The organism is Paenibacillus sp. FSL H7-0918 (assembly GCF_038007025.1).
Classification (GTDB): domain Bacteria; phylum Bacillota; class Bacilli; order Paenibacillales; family Paenibacillaceae; genus Paenibacillus_AQ; species Paenibacillus_AQ odorifer.
In genome coordinates this window covers 1,405,917-1,424,401 of the sequence record NZ_JBBOWJ010000001.1, presented here as the reverse complement: position 1 = coordinate 1,424,401, position 18,485 = coordinate 1,405,917, and the positions used below count along the sequence as shown (strand labels likewise).

General features: G+C 44.4%; 18 protein-coding genes and 2 tRNA genes. 16 read left to right on the top strand and 4 right to left on the bottom strand.

What is annotated here, in order from left to right; all coding sequences use genetic code 11:
* The first annotated feature begins 695 nt into the window (after positions 1-695).
* The 11 genes from pyrR (at position 696) to MHI15_RS06550 (ending at position 12,892) form a co-directional block, all read left to right on the top strand.
* The gene (pyrR, locus tag MHI15_RS06600; RefSeq protein WP_036683379.1) at positions 696-1,259 is read left to right on the top strand and encodes a bifunctional pyr operon transcriptional regulator/uracil phosphoribosyltransferase PyrR; all 564 of its coding nucleotides are present in this window, start codon (positions 696-698) and stop codon (positions 1,257-1,259) included.
* 4 nt (positions 1,260-1,263) lie between these two features.
* Positions 1,264-2,169 carry an aspartate carbamoyltransferase catalytic subunit gene (locus MHI15_RS06595; protein ID WP_036683376.1) on the top strand — a complete coding sequence of 302 codons (906 nt, stop codon included), beginning with the start codon at positions 1,264-1,266 and terminating at the stop codon, positions 2,167-2,169.
* Positions 2,170-2,278: 109 nt separating this feature from the next.
* Positions 2,279-3,562, top strand: a complete 1,284-nt coding sequence (locus MHI15_RS06590; RefSeq protein WP_076128828.1) for a dihydroorotase — start codon at positions 2,279-2,281, stop codon at positions 3,560-3,562.
* Between the two features lie 115 nt (positions 3,563-3,677).
* Positions 3,678-4,859, top strand: a complete 1,182-nt coding sequence (gene carA, locus MHI15_RS06585) for a glutamine-hydrolyzing carbamoyl-phosphate synthase small subunit (RefSeq protein WP_051491286.1) — start codon at positions 3,678-3,680, stop codon at positions 4,857-4,859.
* A 1-nt stretch (position 4,860) separates the two neighbouring features.
* Positions 4,861-8,088, top strand: coding sequence for a carbamoyl-phosphate synthase large subunit (gene carB / locus MHI15_RS06580; RefSeq protein ID WP_076185242.1), 3,228 nt, complete (start codon positions 4,861-4,863; stop codon positions 8,086-8,088).
* A gap of 111 nt (positions 8,089-8,199) precedes the next feature.
* Complete coding sequence (pyrF, locus tag MHI15_RS06575) at positions 8,200-8,946, top strand: orotidine-5'-phosphate decarboxylase (RefSeq protein WP_076146022.1); 747 nt, start codon at positions 8,200-8,202, stop codon at positions 8,944-8,946.
* Positions 8,943-9,581, top strand: a complete 639-nt coding sequence (pyrE, locus tag MHI15_RS06570) for an orotate phosphoribosyltransferase (protein ID WP_076128834.1) — start codon at positions 8,943-8,945, stop codon at positions 9,579-9,581. The genes pyrF and pyrE overlap by 4 nt, the downstream gene beginning before the upstream one ends.
* Before the next feature lie 1,269 nt (positions 9,582-10,850).
* Entirely contained in the window at positions 10,851-12,338 is a 1,488-nt protein-coding gene (locus MHI15_RS06565; protein ID WP_341164258.1) for an ABC transporter substrate-binding protein, read from the top strand.
* A 112-nt stretch (positions 12,339-12,450) separates the two neighbouring features.
* Positions 12,451-12,615: a hypothetical protein gene (locus tag MHI15_RS06560; protein WP_167347621.1), complete on the top strand. Its 165-nt coding sequence runs from the start codon at positions 12,451-12,453 to the stop codon at positions 12,613-12,615.
* An 82-nt stretch (positions 12,616-12,697) separates the two neighbouring features.
* Positions 12,698-12,774 (top strand) — tRNA-Met (locus tag MHI15_RS06555).
* A 44-nt stretch (positions 12,775-12,818) separates the two neighbouring features.
* A tRNA-Ile gene (locus MHI15_RS06550) sits at positions 12,819-12,892 on the top strand.
* Positions 12,893-13,011: 119 nt separating this feature from the next.
* Here the strand turns inward: MHI15_RS06550 and MHI15_RS06545 are convergent.
* From MHI15_RS06545 to MHI15_RS06535, 3 genes are all read right to left on the bottom strand, one after another.
* On the bottom strand, positions 13,012-14,172 hold the full coding sequence (locus MHI15_RS06545) for a site-specific integrase (protein ID WP_076302473.1): 1,161 nt from the start codon (positions 14,170-14,172) through the stop codon (positions 13,012-13,014).
* Positions 14,173-14,192: 20 nt separating this feature from the next.
* The gene (locus MHI15_RS06540) at positions 14,193-15,074 is read right to left on the bottom strand and encodes an ImmA/IrrE family metallo-endopeptidase (RefSeq protein WP_341164257.1); all 882 of its coding nucleotides are present in this window, start codon (positions 15,072-15,074) and stop codon (positions 14,193-14,195) included.
* A gap of 339 nt (positions 15,075-15,413) precedes the next feature.
* A complete protein-coding gene (locus MHI15_RS06535; RefSeq protein WP_305953962.1) occupies positions 15,414-15,884 on the bottom strand; it encodes a helix-turn-helix domain-containing protein in 471 nt (156 codons plus the stop codon).
* A 47-nt stretch (positions 15,885-15,931) separates the two neighbouring features.
* Here MHI15_RS06535 and MHI15_RS06530 point away from each other — a divergent pair, with 47 nt between their 5' ends.
* Entirely contained in the window at positions 15,932-16,159 is a 228-nt protein-coding gene (locus MHI15_RS06530) for a helix-turn-helix transcriptional regulator (RefSeq protein ID WP_076302477.1), read from the top strand.
* A 1-nt stretch (position 16,160) separates the two neighbouring features.
* On the opposite strand, the gene MHI15_RS06525 is transcribed toward MHI15_RS06530, so the two are convergent.
* Positions 16,161-16,742 carry a hypothetical protein gene (locus tag MHI15_RS06525; RefSeq protein ID WP_076302478.1) on the bottom strand — a complete coding sequence of 194 codons (582 nt, stop codon included), beginning with the start codon at positions 16,740-16,742 and terminating at the stop codon, positions 16,161-16,163.
* Between the two features lie 244 nt (positions 16,743-16,986).
* Between MHI15_RS06525 and MHI15_RS06520 the strand changes: the two genes are divergently transcribed.
* The 4 genes from MHI15_RS06520 to MHI15_RS06505 all read left to right on the top strand — a co-directional run bounded on the left by MHI15_RS06520 (position 16,987) and on the right by MHI15_RS06505 (position 18,484).
* Complete coding sequence (locus tag MHI15_RS06520) at positions 16,987-17,289, top strand: hypothetical protein (RefSeq protein WP_076220921.1); 303 nt, start codon at positions 16,987-16,989, stop codon at positions 17,287-17,289.
* A 128-nt stretch (positions 17,290-17,417) separates the two neighbouring features.
* Entirely contained in the window at positions 17,418-17,933 is a 516-nt protein-coding gene (locus MHI15_RS06515) for a transcriptional regulator (protein WP_076136489.1), read from the top strand.
* 9 nt (positions 17,934-17,942) lie between these two features.
* Complete coding sequence (locus MHI15_RS06510) at positions 17,943-18,215, top strand: hypothetical protein (protein ID WP_076220922.1); 273 nt, start codon at positions 17,943-17,945, stop codon at positions 18,213-18,215.
* Positions 18,212-18,484, top strand: a complete 273-nt coding sequence (locus MHI15_RS06505; RefSeq protein ID WP_076136484.1) for a hypothetical protein — start codon at positions 18,212-18,214, stop codon at positions 18,482-18,484. Before MHI15_RS06510 ends, MHI15_RS06505 begins: the two co-directional genes overlap by 4 nt.
* Position 18,485: the final 1 nt, after the last annotated feature.

Here is an 18,485-nt window from a genome sequence, read left to right as displayed (position 1 = left end):
TAAAGAGTGGGTTATAAACTAATTAGGGAAAAAATCCCTGAAATTAGCCGATATTCGCTCTAAATGTACGAAATCAGGGAAAAACTCCCTAATAATTAGGTGGTTTTCTATATTAATCACTGAATCGGCCAACAATTAGGGAAGTTTTCCCTAATAACAAGTTTGATGAACAGAAAGCACTGAATTTCAGGGAGAAATTCCTTAATTACTATATAAGTACCTCACCGATTGCATCATTTTCAGCATTACTAGGTGCGCCTTTTGAATCATTTGGACATTAAGTAGTGTTAAGAACATAAACGAGGCTGTCCAAAAAGCGATGAAACGGCTATTTGGGACCAGCCTCGTTTTTTATGCAGATATACTGAGTACCGCCTCCCCCTTGTTGTTAATAGAAGTAAGGAAGAGAAGTGCAAAAGTTTAGGCAGAGAAAGTTGACATGAGGGGGTTGTTCTGTCATAATTCTTGTTAAATGAATAGCGCCTTTAATTCAGTCCTGTGAGGCTGGCAAGGTAACGTGAATCGAGGTTCGCGACTCTTAGAAAGGTATCCGTGTGTAAATACGGAACTGTCTTTTTATGCGCGCGGCCGTCATCTTCCTCATCTGCGGATTTCACTCCTTGCCTGTTATAGGCAAGGAGTTTTTTGATTTCCGGGAACTTGAATAGGCGAACAAGCTGGAGGGTGACAAGATTATGGTTACTGAGAAAAATGTCATTATGGATGAAACGGCGATCCGCCGGGCCTTATCGCGTATTGCTCATGAGATTTTGGAGAAGAACAAAGGTATCGAGAATTGTCTGCTGGTCGGCATTCGGACACGAGGTGTGTATCTGGCACAACGTATCGCTGAGCGCATCAAGGAGATTGAAGGCGTCGAGATTCCATACGGTGAGCTGGATATCACACATTACCGGGATGACCGTGAAGTGGAAGGCAGTGAAGCAGTAGTGAAGAGTAACGTCGTTATTACTTCAGGAAGTGCTGGCATCCATGATCAGAAAGTCATTTTGTTCGATGATGTACTTTACACCGGACGCACCATCCGCGCGGCGATGGACGCTTTGATGGATTGCGGACGCCCACGAATGATTCAACTGGCAGTACTGGCTGACCGCGGACACCGCGAGCTGCCGATCCGGCCGGACTACATCGGTAAGAATGTACCTACCTCAAAGCACGAGCAGATTGAAGTGGCGCTGAAGGAATACGACGGCAAAGATGAGGTCTACATTATTTCAAACCGGGAGGAACGATAACATCATGACACTTACCAAGGTAAAGGAACGTAGTCTGCTGGGAATCAAAGAGCTTGACCGGTCGGAAATTATCCAACTGCTTGACAGAACAGCATTTTGGGACAATCAAAGTGAAAAGCTAACGCCCATCTTGAACTCCCATTTTATTTCTAACATGTTTTTTGAGAACAGCACACGCACACGCTTCTCTTTCGAGATGGCAGAGAAACGACTAGGTGCGCAAGTACTTAATTTTACGGCTGCAGCTTCTAGTGTAGAAAAAGGGGAGTCGATCTACGATACAGTGCGCACACTGGAATCGATGGGGATCGATGCCGGAGTTGTGCGTTTGAAGCCTGCAGGTGTGCTGCAGCAGTTAGCTGAGAAGGTGTCCATACCGCTTATCAATGCGGGCGACGGCAACAATGAACATCCTACGCAGGCGCTGCTTGATTTATACACCATGACCAAAACCTTTGGGGAACTAAAGGGTCTGACAGTCTCCATCATTGGGGACATTATGCATAGCCGCGTAGCGCGCTCTAATCTCTGGGGGCTTACGAAAATGGGAGCCAAGGTGCAGTTCTGCGCACCGGATAATATGAAGGCTCCTGAGCTTATGGAGTATGCGCCTTACGTAACTATGGAAGAAGCTCTTAAAGCGGATGTAGTAATGATGCTTCGAGTACAGCTTGAGCGCCATACTTCCGGCATTAAGCTGTCTGCTGAAGATTACCGTAGCCACTATGGTCTAACAGAAGAGCGGGCAGCTAAGCTGGCCAAAGACACAATCATTATGCATCCAGCTCCGGTTAACCGGAATCTAGAGATTGATGATGCAGTAGTTGAGTGCAGTCAATCGCGGATTTTCCCGCAAATGTCTAATGGCGTACCGGTCCGGATGGCGGTTCTCGAAAGAGCTTTACTATAAGCTTACAGAATGCTAACGTATAGAGACTAATAAATATACACAAATATGAATTTTTATTATATAATAACGAGAGGGCCCGCAGCTGTGATCTGAGGGTAAAGGTAGAATCATGACAGTGATTATTAGAAACGCCAGCGTATTGAATAAGGAAGGCTTGCTTGAGCGCAAACACATCGAACTTCAGGAGGGTGTGATCTCGGCTATAATCGACGGAAATGAAGCTATCGGAGAAGCCACGGAGATCATTGATGCTGAAGGTAAGCTGCTCATTCCGGGACTCATTGATATGCATGTGCACTTGCGTGAACCGGGATTTGAACACAAGGAAACAGTGGAAACCGGAAGTCGCTCAGCTGCTAAAGGCGGATTTACAACCATTGCATGTATGCCAAATACTCGTCCGGTGACAGATAGCCCGGAGATCGTGCAATTTGTGAAAGACAAGGCGCGTGAAGCAGGACTAGTTAAAGTGCTTCCTTATGCAGCCATTACGAAAAATGAGCTCGGACGTGAGTTGACGGATTTTGCGGCGCTCAAAGAAGCTGGAGCTATTGGTTATACAGACGACGGTGTGGGCGTACAAAGTGCTCAAATGATGAAAGATGCAATGAACATCGCAGCATCGCTCGATATGCCAGTCATTGCCCACTGCGAAGATAATTCGCTGGTTGAAGGCTGCTGTGTAGCTGAAGGTGAGTTCGCTAAGAAGCATGGCCTCAAAGGAATTCCGAATGAGTCAGAAGCGATCCATGTTGGACGCGATATTTTGCTGGCAGAAGCGACAGGCGTTCATTACCATGTATGCCATGTCAGTACTGAACAGTCGGTGCGGCTGATTCGCCAAGCAAAAGAGATCGGCATTAAAGTAACTGCTGAGGTATGTCCGCATCACTTGCTTCTTGCTGAAGACGATATTCCAGGCCTGGATGCCAATTGGAAAATGAACCCGCCGCTGCGCTCCCGCCGCGATGTTGAGGCGTGTATCGAAGGGTTGCTTGATGGCACACTAGATATGATTGTTACAGATCATGCGCCACATAGTGAAGAAGAGAAGGCGAAGGGAATGCAGCTGGCACCTTTTGGTATCGTTGGATTCGAGACAGCTTTCCCACTCTTATACACAGCGTTTGTAGAAACAGGAAAATGGGATTTATCCTTACTAGTACAAAGAATGACTGCCGATCCTGCACGGGTATTCAGATTGAACACCGGGGTTATGGAGATCGGAGCTCCTGCAGATTTGACACTGATCGATCTGGAGCAGGAAAAAGAAGTAGATCCAAGTTCCTTCGCAAGCAAAGGACGTAACACTCCTTTTGGCGGCTGGAAGCTTAAGGGTTGGCCAGTAAAAACTTGGGTGGACGGCAAAGCCGTATGGACTGAGAAAAACTAGCGGACTGGTGAGGCGAAATTGCTGATCTTTACAGATCAGCAATTTGAGCGCGTACACTCCGGAAGGCATGCAAGGCATACGTATTAGACTACAGAACATGAAGGAGTGGAAGGGAATGCAGGCGAGATTGCTGCTTCAAGACGGAACTTTATTTACAGGTACCGCATTTGGCGCTGAAGGTGAAAAGACAGGCGAGGTTGTTTTTAACACAGGAATTACAGGATATCAAGAGGTGCTGTCTGACCCTTCATATTGCGGACAAATCGTTACCATGACGTACCCATTGATCGGGAACTACGGGATTACGCGGGATGATTTCGAATCTGTTCGACCTTTCGTACACGGTTTTGTAGTGCGTCGTCATGAAGAAGTTCCAAGTAACTGGCGCGCAGAATACAGTGTGGACGACCTGCTGAAAGAATATGATATTCCTGGAATCAGCGAGATTGATACCCGGATGTTGACGCGGATTATTCGCCACTACGGAACAATGAAGGCGATCCTGACTACCTCTAACAAACGTGTAGAGGAATTGATGGAAATGATGGGCGACACCTCAATTGAAGAATTGCGCAATCAGGTAGCTCGCACATCTACTCCAAGCATGTACAATAGCCCAGGAACTAAAGAACGCATCGTGCTTGTAGATTACGGTGCGAAGGCTGGTATCTTGCGCGAGTTGAACAATCGCGGTTGTGATGTTGTAGTTGTACCTCATGACGTAACCGCTGATGAGATTCGTCGCCTCAATCCAGATGGTATCCAGCTGTCCAACGGCCCTGGGGACCCGAAAGATGTTCCACACGCAGTGAAGACGATCTCGGAATTGCTTGGTGAATACCCAATCTTCGGCATCTGCTTAGGTCACCAGCTGTTTGCACTGGCTTGTGGCGCGGATACAGAGAAGCTGAAATTCGGGCACCGTGGCGGTAACCATCCGGTTAAAGAATTGGAGAGCGGACGTTGCTTCATTACTTCTCAGAACCATGGCTACACAGTGAATGAAGATTCTGTGAAGAGCACGGATCTAGAAGTTACTCACATTAATAATAATGATAAGACCGTTGAAGGACTTAAACATACCCGTTACCCTGCATTTTCAGTACAGTACCATCCAGAAGCAGCACCGGGACCTCATGACAGCAGCTATTTATTCGATCGTTTCTTACAGATGATCGCTGACCATAAAGCTAACACACCTGTAAGCTCGCGCCAGGCGCAGCTTGCGGCAAACGCCAGAATCACGGCGCCAAAACCTACAGTAAAACAGCTTGAAGCCGTGAAAGGAGCTCTATAACATGCCTAAGAATGAAAAGCTTAAAAAAATATTAGTAATTGGTTCTGGACCGATTGTTATCGGGCAAGCCGCAGAATTTGACTACGCCGGAACTCAGGCCTGTCAGGCCCTGAAAGAAGAAGGCGTGGAAGTTGTACTGATCAACAGTAACCCAGCGACTATCATGACTGACACCAATATGGCTGATAAAGTTTATATCGAACCGATTACCCTTGAATTCGTAACTGGCATCATCCGCCAGGAGCGCCCGGATGGCTTGTTGCCAACTTTGGGAGGACAGACAGGTCTTAATATGGCTGTAGAATTGGCTCGTGCAGGAGTACTAGAACAAGAGAATGTTAAGCTTCTAGGTACCCAGCTTGAATCCATTGAAAAAGCAGAGGATCGCGATTTGTTCCGCGATTTGATGCGCGAATTGGAACAGCCTGTACCAGAGAGCACTATTATTACCACAGTAGATGAAGCGATGAAATTCGCTGAGGAAATTGGTTTCCCACTGATTGTACGCCCAGCCTATACGCTTGGCGGCACCGGCGGCGGGATCTGCGACAACGAAGAAGAGCTGCTTGAGACTGTCAAAGCAGGTATTCGTTATAGTCCAATTGGACAATGTTTGGTGGAGAAAAGTATTGCCGGCATGAAGGAAGTTGAATACGAGGTTATGCGTGATGCGAATGACAACTGTATCGTTGTCTGCAACATGGAGAACTTTGACCCGGTAGGTGTGCATACGGGTGACAGTATCGTTGTGGCACCTAGCCAAACTTTATCCGACCGTGAATATCAAATGCTGCGCAGCGCTTCACTCAAAATCATTCGTGCGCTGAATATCGAGGGTGGCTGCAACGTGCAGTTCGCACTGGATCCGCAAAGCTATCAATATTATGTAATCGAAGTAAATCCACGTGTCAGCCGCTCTTCGGCTTTGGCTTCGAAAGCAACCGGTTATCCGATTGCCAAAATGGCTGCCAAAATCGCACTTGGTTACACACTCGATGAAATCGTCAATCCAGTTACTGGACAGACCTATGCTTGCTTCGAGCCTACACTTGACTATATCGTAAGCAAAATCCCACGCTGGCCGTTCGACAAGTTCATTCATGCGAACCGTAAGCTGGGCACACAAATGAAAGCAACTGGAGAAGTTATGGCCATCGGTCGTACCTTTGAAGAGTCCATTCATAAAGCAATTCGTTCCCTGGAAATCGGTGTACACCGTTTCCGTCTGCCGGGCGCTGAGGATCTGGAAGAAAGCGTCCTGCGTGAACGTCTGGCAAAACCTGATGATGAGCGGTTGTTCTTGATCGCTGAAGCTTTCCGCCGCGGATTTGGCTTGCAAGAGATTCAAGACATTACTAACGTAGACTGGTGGTTCCTGTCCAAAATCGAGGGACTGATCAACTTTGAAGAGGTCATCCGTGGGGATGAAAGCTTATCAGAAGAAACCTTGTATCAAGCTAAACGCAGAGGTTTTACAGACCGTGCGATTGCTGAGATACGTGCAGAAGGACAAGCGAACGGTAAATACACCAAAGAAGCTGATGTACGCGCGCTTCGTTTAGAGCGAGGATTAACGCCTGTATTCAAAATGGTAGATACCTGTGCAGCTGAGTTCGAAGCTTCTACACCTTACTACTACTCTACTTATGAGACTGAAAATGAGGTCATTCATTCCGATAAACAAAAGGTTATCGTGCTTGGATCGGGTCCAATCCGGATCGGCCAAGGGATTGAGTTCGATTACTCCACTGTGCATGCAGTGTGGGCGATTCAGAAGGCAGGTTATGAAGCAGTTATTATCAATAATAACCCTGAGACTGTATCTACGGATTTTAATACTTCGGACCGGTTGTATTTCGAACCGTTATTCTTTGAAGATGTAATGAACGTAATTGCGCAAGAGAATCCGATTGGGGTTATCGTACAGTTCGGAGGCCAAACAGCCATTAACCTTGCTGCACCACTAAGTGCGGCTGGCGTTAAGATTCTCGGAACTAGCCTAGACAGTATTGACGAAGCTGAAGACCGGAAGAAATTCGAAGCTTTGTTGGCTCGTCTGGATATTGCCCAACCAAAAGGAAAGACGGTTATCAACGTAGATCAAGCAGTAGAAACTGCACAATCACTTGGATATCCGGTGCTGGTACGTCCTTCCTATGTACTTGGTGGACGCGCAATGGAAATTGTATATAATGATGCGGAATTGCTTAGCTACATGGTAGAAGCGGTTAAGGTGAATCCGGAGCATCCGGTATTGATTGACCGTTACATGTTAGGTAAAGAGGTTGAGGTAGACGCAATTTGTGACGGTGAGACGGTAGTTATTCCAGGGATCATGGAGCATGTTGAGCGTGCAGGTGTTCACTCCGGTGACTCCATCGCTGTATATCCTCCGCAATATCTAGATGAAGGTCTGAAAGCAAAAATTGCTGAGATCACAATCAAGATTGCTAAGGAATTGAAAACGATTGGTCTGGTCAACATCCAGTTCGTTATCTATCAGAATGAAGTGTACGTAATTGAAGTAAATCCACGTTCATCGCGTACGGTTCCATTCTTGAGTAAAGTAACTGGAATTCCAATGGCGCATCTGGCAACCAAAATCATTCTCGGCGGCAAGCTGAAAGATGACGGTTATACAGAAGGTCTATGGCCGGAAAGTGATTATGTATCGGTTAAAGTGCCGGTGTTCTCTTTTGCCAAGCTGCGTAGAGTAGAACCAACGCTCGGACCTGAAATGAAATCGACGGGTGAAGTTATGGGCCGCGATAAATTGTATGCAAAAGCTTTGTATAAAGGTCTAATCGGAGCAGGAATGAAAATTCCAGCAACCGGTGCTATCATCGTTACAGTGGCAGATAAAGATAAAGCAGAAGCTGTAGAGCTTATGAAAGGCTTCCACTCGCTGGGTTACAAGATCATTGCTACCGGAGGCACCGCTCAAGCGCTTGAAGAAGCAGGTCTCAACGTAATGAACGTAAACAAGCTGGATGAAGGTGCGCCGAACATTCTCGACTTGATTCGTGGTGGGCAAGCCAACTTCGTCTTTAATACACTGACTAAAGGGAAAACACCAGAGCGTGATGGATTCCGTATCCGTCGTGAAGCGGTTGAGAATGGCGTCGTATGTATGACATCACTCGATACAGTAACGGCACTGCTCAGAATGCTGCAGACGATCAACTTCTCGTCACAGTCCATGCCTGCTTTTGTCGGTCAATTAAACTAATCTCATAAAGATGTATAGGGCGGTTTGCGTTTACGCAGACCGTTCCGCTATGCCTAGGGGCTAATAAATGAAGAGTGTGGATTTAAGTCTGCACTGGATGGGAGAACGGTTATGGGACAGGGAGATGCAAAGTGGAATGAAATGGCGAATCGCTTGATGATCGCCTTAGATTACCCTGATGTTGCAGGGGCAAGAACCTTGATTGACAAGCTGGAAGGGATTCCTTGTTATATGAAAGTGGGAATGCAGCTTTTTTATGCAGCCGGACCGGAATTCATTAATGAACTGAAATCTCGGGGGTATTCTGTATTTGCAGATGTCAAAATGCATGATATTCCTAACACGGTAAAAGGCGGGGCAGAAAGCCTTACGAACCTCGGTGTGGATATGTTTAACGTACATGCCGCAGGAGGCTCAGCGATGATGGCTGCAGCCCGGGAAGGCGCTGCTTCAGTAGTTAATGCGAATGCTGCGCTTAAAATGCCTTTGATTATTGCAGTTACACAGCTGACCAGCACGAGCCAAGAAGTGATGAATAACGAAATTGGAATCGCAGGAGACGTAGCAGATACTGTAGTCAGATACGCTAAGCTGGCAGCCGCTGCAGGTCTGGATGGAGTGGTGGCTTCACCGCAAGAGTCTTCAGCGATCGCAGAGGCTTGTGGGCCCGCATTTTGTACAGTTACACCTGGTATCCGGCCAGCAGGTGCATCCCTAGGTGACCAGTCCCGGGTGATGACGCCGGGCAAAGCCATTCAGCAAGGCAGCCACTTTCTGGTGGTGGGCCGTCCTGTTACAACTGCGGCTGATCCACGTCAAGCAGCACTAAATATTATTGAGGAGATGACCCTAGCATGAGTACATTAAATAGAAGTGAACAAGTAGCAAGTTATCTGCTTACGATAGGAGCAGTGGCACTGCGTCCGCAGGAGCCTTTTACCTGGACCTCTGGTATTAAATCCCCGATCTATTGCGATAACCGTCTGACTATGGCTTACCCAGAGGTACGTAACTATATTGCTGATGCCTTCGCTGAGCTTATTAAAAGCCAGTATCCAGACGCAGAGGTGATCGCAGGTACAGCAACCGCAGGCATTCCTCACGCAGCTTGGGTAGCTGATAAACTTAATCTGCCAATGGCTTATATCCGCGATAAAGCTAAAGGTCACGGCAAGCAGAACCAGATCGAAGGACTGATTAAGCCGGGGCAAAAGGTAGTCGTTATCGAAGACCTGATCTCCACTGGCGGAAGCTCCATCAAAGCAGCTCAAGCTGTGCAAGAAGCAGGCGCAGAAGCGTTGGCTGTATTGGCAATCTTCAGCTACGAGCTGGACCGTGCGGTGGATGCTTTTGCCGCAGCTGAAATGCCATTACAAAGCTTATCCAACTACAGCACATTGATTGATGTGGCTCTTACACAAGGCAAGATCGCAGCTACAGATGTGGAACTGCTGAAATCTTGGAGAAAAGATCCTTCCGCATTTGGCGTTTAAACTAAATATCTGATTATAGTTTGGACGGGCCTCTCACTTTTTGGTGGGAGGTTTTTCTTTTTAACTACACTGAGTGTAATAAAAAGGAAAGCTTAAAGCACACTCTGCTGTATAGGTGCATGAAGTACGTTGTTATTTATTGCTGAAAGATGCAATGATCCAGCCGCGGCAGGTGTAGATTCTGACACTCTGGAATACTATACTCTGCCCCGGTGATTCCATCGCGCTGTCGTCTCAAACGCTGAATAGTTGCAGTTTGTGCACTTAAACTAACCTTCCTTTATACTCTGCCCCGGTGATTCCATCGCGCTGTCGTCTCAAACGCTGAATAGTTGCAGTTTGTGCACTTAAACTAACCTTCCTTAGAGGATCTGTCGATATAGTTGCACTTTGTGCAATTACATCCGCCAGAAATCCGCCGAAAGCACCTAATAACGTTTTTTAACTGCACATAGTGCAATTAAAAGGAGAAGCACAACACACTCCGCTGTAATAGTTGCACAAAGTGCAATTATCCTGTCGCAGAAGGGGCGATTTGTACCGATCACAGGAAAGGTGCAGGTTAGTTAGTAGGTTAGTTAGTAGGTTAGTTAGTAGGGAAGGCGAATGCTGTACTGGTAAAAGGAAAAGTAGAGTGGAGAGTAGGGTTTTGGTGTTTGCATTCACATTTCACATCTACATTTACATTCACGTTCTGACACTTGGCTGACCTGCGTTCTGTCGCTCTGGTATATTGCGCTCTGACACTCGGGATTCTGAAACTCTGCTGTTATGCGCTAACGCTCTATGCTCTGGCTCTGAACACTCTGATACTCTGATACTCTGACACTCTGGAATACTATACTCTGCCCCGGTGATTCCATTGCGCTGTCGTCTCAAACGCCGAATAGTTGTAGTTTCTGCACTTAAACTAACCTTCCTTAGAGGATCTGGCGATATAGTTGCACTTTGTGCAATTAAATCAGCCAGAAATCCGCTGAAAGCACCTAATAACGTTTTTTAACTGCACATAGTGCAATTAAAAGGAGAAGCACAACACACTCAGCTGTAATAGTTGCACAAAGTGCAATTATCCTGTCGCAGAAGGGCATTTCAGTATCCTCAGGGAACTAGCGGAACGTTTTTTATAGAAATAATATGAAGAAATCGTAGCATAACTTTAAACAGCCTGTAACTTCCCCTCCTGAATAAAGCTATATACTGTTACTAGAATTATGGGTAATTATTCATAAGGTGGATGGATTGAGTATTTTATGGGAGGGTTCAAGAATGAATCATATAAATAATAATAGAAGGCTATGGCGGCGCTGGTTAAGCTTTGGAATATGTGCAGCACTCCTATTGCCTTTAATTTCTGAAAGCAGGCATACAGCTTGGGCGGAGGCTTCTAAGCCATCTACAGAACAGCGCGTGTTACGTATTGGCAGCCTCTGGTCTGGAGAGGACGATTCTTCTTTTCGTCAGCAGTTTACAGATATGTATGAATTGCAGCATCCTGAAATCAAACTTGAGATTATTCCAGCCATCAATATGAATGAGCTTCGTTTTGACAGCACCTATCCAGAGGTTAACCCAGATAATCTGGAGAATATCCGAGATATTATGGGCGGTGCAGAGCCAGTTGATGTAATCGTCGGTGATAGTACATTGGTGAAGAGTTTGGTGGAACATAATCTGGTGCAACCGCTGGAGCCGCTTATCGCACGAGATCAATATGATTTAAGCAATATGGCGCCTACGATGCTAAGTGGAGTTCGTGAGCTGGGTGGAGGAAGTCTTTACGCGTTAGCGCCGACTTTTATGTCGAGTGCGTTATATTTTAACAAAGGTATTTTTGATGCTGCTGGTGTAGGTTATCCGACAGATGAGATGACTTGGGATGAAGTGTTCGCGCTGGCCGAAAAGGTGACCAAGAAATCGACAAATAAAGATAAGCGTATATATGGCTTTTCGATGAACCGTTATATGAGCGATCCTTTCTGGGATATGCAGACCTATGTCTCACCGCTGGAGCTTGCTATGTATGACAACAAGGGACATAAGATGGAGGTAAACCAAACACAGTGGAGTCAAGCTTGGACGACCTACAGCCAATTGGTGAAAAAGCAAATTACACCTGGGTTAAACGGTATGGATTTTATAGAAACAGAACGGAGTACCTATAGTCCTGTCCAAGGGGATCTCTTCCTTACCGGAAAAGCTGCAATGGTAATTGGAGAATACGATTATCTTAATGAGCTTGCAGGTGTGAGCCGCAATGCAGCAAAAATTAAAAATTATAATCCTGTCGATTGGGGTTTCGTTACCGTACCTACTTTTAAGGAGAAACCAGGAGTGGCTGTAGGTACTTGGGTAGGTAATATGATGGCTATCAACACTATGGCTGCTAATAAGGAAGATGCGTGGGATTTGATCAAATTCGTCAACAGTAATGAAGTAGCTAAAATTAAAGCCCATACCCGCGGGGAACTAACTTCCCGTAAGGATTACATTACCACGAAAGTACCTTCAGTAAATCTGGAGTCCTTCTATACGCTCAAACCATTACCAGCCAATGATCCTTTGATGAACGTCCTACAAACACAGAAGCCTGGAATTAGCCGTATTAACGATGTTGGGCGTCAACTGTTCACAGAAGTTTATCAGGGCAAGAGAACGGTCGAGAGTGCACTTAAAGCTTGGGAGAAGCAAGGGAATACGATGCTGGGTACGCTCGAAAAAGATCCCACATATTATTTTGACTCCATAGGAGATTGAGTTTTGGAATATGTAGCAGCCACCGGATTTCCGGTGGCTTATTTTGTGGAACTTGGGCATGATAAGTTCAGAGCAGCGTAAGATTAATTTGCGAAAAGGAGAAGAGGGCATCATGAATTGGATATACTTCGCGAAACTGTTCAGAACGAGATTTCAAGCAGGCTGTTTGGCAAAAAGACTGGAGCAAGATGGCTGGATTTATGGCTATCATGACCCAAGTTTTGTGGAGATTTATCGATCCCGCAAAGGAAGATATGGGGTTAGATTTTTACCTTGAGAACTTTTACAAATTCATCCTTGACGTAGACCCATTTTGTACTGTATATTATTTATTGTCGCTGTTTGAATATTATTTCTGACGCGGGGTGGAGCAGCCCGGTAGCTCGTCGGGCTCATAACCCGAAGGTCGCAGGTTCAAATCCTGCCCCCGCAACCAATTTTATTACAACAGCAATTGTACATTCGGATATTTTTAGATCCGGGCCCTTAGCTCAGTTGGTTAGAGCGGTCGGCTCATAACCGATTGGTCGGGGGTTCGAGTCCCTCAGGGCCCACTTAGAGAAAACCCTTACGTAGTAAGGGTTTTTTGCTGTCTATAGGCTTTGTAATATTAAGAAAATAGAATGGATAAAGACCAGGATTTTGAGCTTGCTAACGGATTTGCTAACGGGAATTATTTTTCAGAAGTTTCGAGCTGTTTTTCAGCGTATTTATTCAGTTCTGCTTCAATTTTGTCAACGGCCTCTTCCTGCATGATTGGGAGTAGGTGTGAGTATCGTTCGTTGAACATCGCTGGAGTCATACCCAGTCGTTCAGCAGCTACCTTTGGATTTATTCCGATCGCCAATAAGAATGATGCATGTGTATGTCGCTGGTCGTGGAACCTAATTTTTTTGACACCTGCTTTACGTACAAGTACGTCCATACCTTCAGTAATTCGTTTTGGCTTTATATAACCTCCGCCAGGGTAGCAACATACTAAGTCATTATCCTCATATGAGTCTCCATATTCTTTTTTATAAGCCTCGATTTGCTTGTAGCGTTCCTTAAGGTCATCAATAATATTCTGAAAAAGTTTTACCCGTCGTATGGAATCATTCGTCTTGGGACGTTGAATGACTAAACCATCACGTGTCCAGTTGGCCGTCTGGATCACCTTGAGTTCTTTCTTTTCAAAGTCGATATCACCCCAGCGAAGTCCAAGGATTTCACCGCGTCTCATTCCAGTATAAATTGCCAATGAAAACACAATATAATGAACATGATACTTCGATGAATTAAGGAATTGGGTGAATTCCTCTATGGTCCAGAATTGCATCTCCTTTTGCTCGTTCGCGTTTATCTTACTCCGCATAGATACTTTACTCATTATATCTTCTGCCAATAGTCCAGATTCAGAGTATGCAAGTCTGAGAGCGCGTTTCAGCACACCATGGATATTCTTTACATAGTCCTTCGAATACTTCTTCCGAAGGTCTGCATAGAAGCTCTTAATCGTTCGTGGGGTGAGAGCCTGAAGCTTTACTTTGCCTAGTGCCGGTATAATGCGGGCTTCAATTATGGTTTTCTCTGTGTCATATGAGGTTGGTTTGAAGTTGGGTTTAGCATGTGTCTCCAAATATTCCACCAAATACTCTGCTAATGTAATCTTAGACTGTTTTAGATCCAATCCTTTTTCAGCATCAGTCATTGCTTTTCTGCATGCACTCCATGCTTCTTTTTCGGTTTTAAATCCACCTTTTGATTTTTGGCTCCTTTCACCTGTCAACGGATCTGCTGGCAAATCGAAGACATAGGTGTATGTTTTACCCCTCGGGTATACATGGCCTTTCATAATCATCAATCCCTTCGTAACTAGAAATTTATAGCATCATCAATTGCATCGATAGGGAGTATCAACCGTGTTACGTTCTGACCATGACGCCAGGCCACTCGAGATAAGTTAATGGTCACATATCCTTTTCGATTCGGAAGTAGAGAAAGGTCTCCAGGCAGAACGGTAGCATCATGTCGAGAACGGTGGAATGACGAACTATGTAGTTTATAGTTTCGCTCGACATTAAGGTCCAGTGGCTTGTTCCAATTGAAACCCTGACGCTGCTCAATGACTAAGGCTTGGGGGCGAGAGAAGTCTTCTAGACCATACAATGAATGAATACGGGGCTCCTGAAGGTAGTCGAGGCCTGAAACAGGGGATTCGTGGATTGTAGTTTCAAGACTGGACGTAATCTGGTTGTTGTATGTAAAGGTAGATATAAACTCCGAATCGCTTATTCGATCTTCCACTTGTTTGAGACGCAATTCTACTAATTCTGGATAGGCATGGAATTCTAAAGCGAGTAAGCTAATGGCTTCGCTCCTGTGAATGGGAAGTGTTATCTGCTCAAGCATAAAGAATGGGATCGTGGCGTATAACGCAAAACGGTTAGCGTCAATCTCTTGAGCTTCACGAAACAAATCTGGCATCCAGCGTTGATCACCTGAGTGACGAATTACATGACAAAGTTCATGAAAAAAAACCTTACGCTGTTCTGTACGATCATTGCGGTTGTCTATAAAAATGACTCTTTCTTCATTCTCACTAAATGTTGTTTTGTCGTAATAAACAATATCTACCCCGAAACTCAGTGCGATCTTGTCTATATCAAGATCATTAGGAGTGAAAACACCGTTTGATCGGTATTGTTCTTCAATCCATTGTTCCAGAGGAGTTTTGAAATAGTTGGAATAATTCATATAATGGCCCCCGTTTTACGTACATATGTTCTGTTTTGTTGTGAAAAGAAAAGCCATTTCTGGCTTAAGTAATTCAGTGCTTATCGGGTTTATTCTCGTTAACTTTAAATCCTCTTATAAAACCTAATATTAAAACTAGTAACATGATAGAGATAAAAAGGATGTCAATGATTTTCCCCCACCAAGCAAATTCCCACAAAAACAAAGCTACAAATCCAAGGAAGAGGAAAGATATTATATTTTTCAAACTTCTACTATAAAGTACCGCTAATATAAGAATAATTATGAGTACCACATGTATTACCAACCTTATATTTCTCCATCGGATGGAGGATTTTATTATTTCTTTTGAGTTTGTTCGGCCGCGCGTTTTTTCATTTCTCGGTAACGCAAGAGAGCAGCTTCCATTTCTTCTATCTCATCTTCAGTATAATTCTCTGGACCACCGAAAAAGGACATATTTGTATCAGGTCTTTTACGTATGTCTGATCGACCACTTAAATAATCAGTATCGACATCGAATACGTCAGCAAGCCTACTCAACGTATCTATTGGCGGGAGTTTAGTTGCGTTTTCATAGGCAGTATATGTAGGTCTTGCTACACCAACAAGATCAGCCACATATTCTTGTGTCCATTTAGAATCCGACTTCTTAAGGTTTTCTCTCTCAACCTTTAATCGTTTAGCGACAATTTCCATATACACCACACCATCTATAAGAATAAAGCTATTATAACGTTCCTTACAGGAACAATAAATAAATGTTCCTATAAGAATCAAATTATATTGACATGTTTCTTTAAGTAACATATAATCAATTCATAAAGTTACTTTTAGGAACAATGGAGGTGTTGATCATGCGAAACTGGTTGAAGGAACTTCGTGAACTACTAGGAAAAACACAAGAACAAGTAGCTGATGAAGCTGGGATTTCTCGAAGTTACTATACAAATATCGAAGCTGGAATTAAAACTCCAGCAGTTCCAGCTGCGAAAGCTATTGGAAAATCATTAAATTTCCCATGGGAAAATTTTTTTAATGACAATTGTTCCTTAAAAGAACAATTTAAAAAGGAGGTGATCTGACCTATTCGTTATGAAGATTTGCATATTTGAGAACCTCATAATAACGCCGTTCGATTTCTATATCAGAAAGCTCATTTTGAGTGTGGTGTTTTAGGTGGGATGAACTTTTACCGTTTACTTGACGTTCCGCTTTCCGTTTGATTATAGATCTTCGGTCATCACTCAAGTAAAGAAAATGAACGTAGTGAGAATGCTCGTCGCTTCTTATAAGGTACCTTTCAAATCGCTCAATTGCAGAATCAAGTGAATATGTAATCTCATATTTTTTTTCTAAAAAAACAGTTTCAAAATAATCAAGATATCTGAACCACCTATCGCTCCTATCAAGGCACATCAATCGGAGATCAACTACTCCACTGTCTATATCTTTGAATAACTCTTTATTTAGGTTACCTCCATGATACTCAAGTATTTGATCAAATAAATCACATATAGAAAGGGCGTATTCATAATTTCTTGTCCTACTAATAATTTCAAAGAAAGTATTGCGGTATCGATAATTTGTGAAGAGTTTTTTTAGATACTCAAATGTTTTCTTATCATGAATATTTAAGGTGTGAAAATTAACAAGGAAATTATTCAAATCGTTATATTCCCCTTTCTAAATGTATGTGATTTGGACATTCCCATTTTAGCAGAAAGAGGAAACTAATTCAGTGAATGAGGTGATCTAACAGGAATCTCAGGATATCAGTGAAATTAAAGAAACGCGTAAAGCGGAGGAAGCCACTCAGCTAATAAATGATGGCTGGATACTCGATTACCGAGAGCATGGCCAAGGCTATTCTCGATATGTGCTAATCAAAGTTAAGTAAGGAGGTACCGTCATGGCTAAGGCTGTAAAAACACCAGCGACCTTCGCGGAAGCCCTCCGCCTGGCGGCTGATCTTGCCGAGCAGAATGAAAAATTGGAAATGCAGCTTGCGGAACTACGGTTGAATGGAGAATATCCCGAAGTGCTCCGACCAGCTCATATTATGAAGTTACTGAGAATGAGCGCTCCAAAAGTTCAAGAGCTTACCAATCATCCTACCTTTCCACATTTGAATCGGAATAGGAAGAAGGGCGAGGCAGTAACTGTTCTTAAATCGGATCTGTACCACTGGTTAAAAACAGAGCGTTATGAATGAGGAAACCCGCCAAGCTGTACCGGCTACGGCGGGTGGGGGATTCGGCAAGGGGAATTGCTTAACAACATCATACATCAGGCCTCTGTCCGATAGCATCCCATAAAACGGACAAAGGAGAGGATCAAAAGTTGGCAATCGGACAATTCGGACCAGCATTAGAGCAAGCATTAAAGCTCTCAGGTGATACCAGAGAAAAAGCAGGGCTTATCGTTCATGCTGATGCTTCCTTAATAGGGAAAATTGCAAGGGGAACTCGAAAAGCATCCAAACCGGTCATGAGAGCAGTAATTGAACATTACGATGATGGGCAACTCTCACTAGCAGCTGCTGCAGATGTAACTGGTGGGGCGTTTGCCCCATGGTTAGACAACGTAGACCTACATAGAGCAAGCGTTTTATTCAAAACGATCGAAGAAATGCAAGAAGTGCTTGAAGCCTCTGGGCAAGCTCCAATCAGTAAAACAAATGAACAAATAACGGATGCAGAGCGGCATCAAATAAAGCAACTGCTTATGGAATCGGTGGAAGCTATCACGGCCCTGACTCATCTGGCTGCAGTGATATGTAAAGAGTATTCCTTTAGTTGGTTGGGAACTTGGAAAGAGCATCGAGCTGAGCTGAAAGCAAAAAAATATTTGAAATGAGGGAGCGCTTTGGAAAGAGAACAATTGGTTGCTGAGGCAAGAGAAGCGGGTCAACATGCAACACATAACTTGCAGATGATCCGTAAGAACCCGAGTGTGATGCTACCTGGAAGGATTGAGGATGCGGAGAGCTATTTGAACAATATGATACGCGTTGCAGAAGTAGAAATAAAAAATGACCGCCTGGCAGGGCAGTCACTTGGTTTGAAATCTCGGTTAGAGAATCTCTTGGTGTCCATTTTAACCTCGAAGCGTCAAAAGCGCAAGGAGGGGGCAGTGTGACAGAACAGCAGATAAGAAGCTTCGGTCAAGCTCTGGCTGAACGCTTTAAACAAGTGGGGGATGAAAGACTCGTTGCAGAGAGACGGTTTCGAGAATCGCTTTACTCCCCAGCATCCATCCGGTTTGAGGTGCTAGAACTGGAGCGGAAGCGAGACATCGCTCAGGCCGCTTTTGATTCTTGGAAGGAAGTCACCGAAAATCTACCTTCTGAGATTCAGAACGCTTTTAAAGAACACTACCAAAAAATAAATCCTATGGAGGCTAAATAAT

Bases quoted from the DNA above. Each gene is read 5' to 3' on its own strand.
- pyrR (WP_036683379.1), top strand. From the start codon at position 696: ATGGTTACTGAGAAAAATGTCATTATGGATGAAACGGCGATCCGCCGG.
- MHI15_RS06595 (WP_036683376.1), top strand. From the start codon at position 1,264: ATGACACTTACCAAGGTAAAGGAACGTAGTCTGCTGGGAATCAAAGAG.
- MHI15_RS06590 (WP_076128828.1), top strand. From the start codon at position 2,279: ATGACAGTGATTATTAGAAACGCCAGCGTATTGAATAAGGAAGGCTTG.
- carA (WP_051491286.1), top strand. From the start codon at position 3,678: ATGCAGGCGAGATTGCTGCTTCAAGACGGAACTTTATTTACAGGTACC.
- carB (WP_076185242.1), top strand. From the start codon at position 4,861: ATGCCTAAGAATGAAAAGCTTAAAAAAATATTAGTAATTGGTTCTGGA.
- pyrF (WP_076146022.1), top strand. From the start codon at position 8,200: ATGGGACAGGGAGATGCAAAGTGGAATGAAATGGCGAATCGCTTGATG.
- pyrE (WP_076128834.1), top strand. From the start codon at position 8,943: ATGAGTACATTAAATAGAAGTGAACAAGTAGCAAGTTATCTGCTTACG.
- MHI15_RS06565 (WP_341164258.1), top strand. From the start codon at position 10,851: ATGAATCATATAAATAATAATAGAAGGCTATGGCGGCGCTGGTTAAGC.
- MHI15_RS06560 (WP_167347621.1), top strand. From the start codon at position 12,451: ATGAATTGGATATACTTCGCGAAACTGTTCAGAACGAGATTTCAAGCA.
- MHI15_RS06545 (WP_076302473.1), bottom strand. From the start codon at position 14,172: ATGAAAGGCCATGTATACCCGAGGGGTAAAACATACACCTATGTCTTC.
- MHI15_RS06540 (WP_341164257.1), bottom strand. From the start codon at position 15,074: ATGAATTATTCCAACTATTTCAAAACTCCTCTGGAACAATGGATTGAA.
- MHI15_RS06535 (WP_305953962.1), bottom strand. From the start codon at position 15,884: ATGTTACTTAAAGAAACATGTCAATATAATTTGATTCTTATAGGAACA.
- MHI15_RS06530 (WP_076302477.1), top strand. From the start codon at position 15,932: ATGCGAAACTGGTTGAAGGAACTTCGTGAACTACTAGGAAAAACACAA.
- MHI15_RS06520 (WP_076220921.1), top strand. From the start codon at position 16,987: ATGGCTAAGGCTGTAAAAACACCAGCGACCTTCGCGGAAGCCCTCCGC.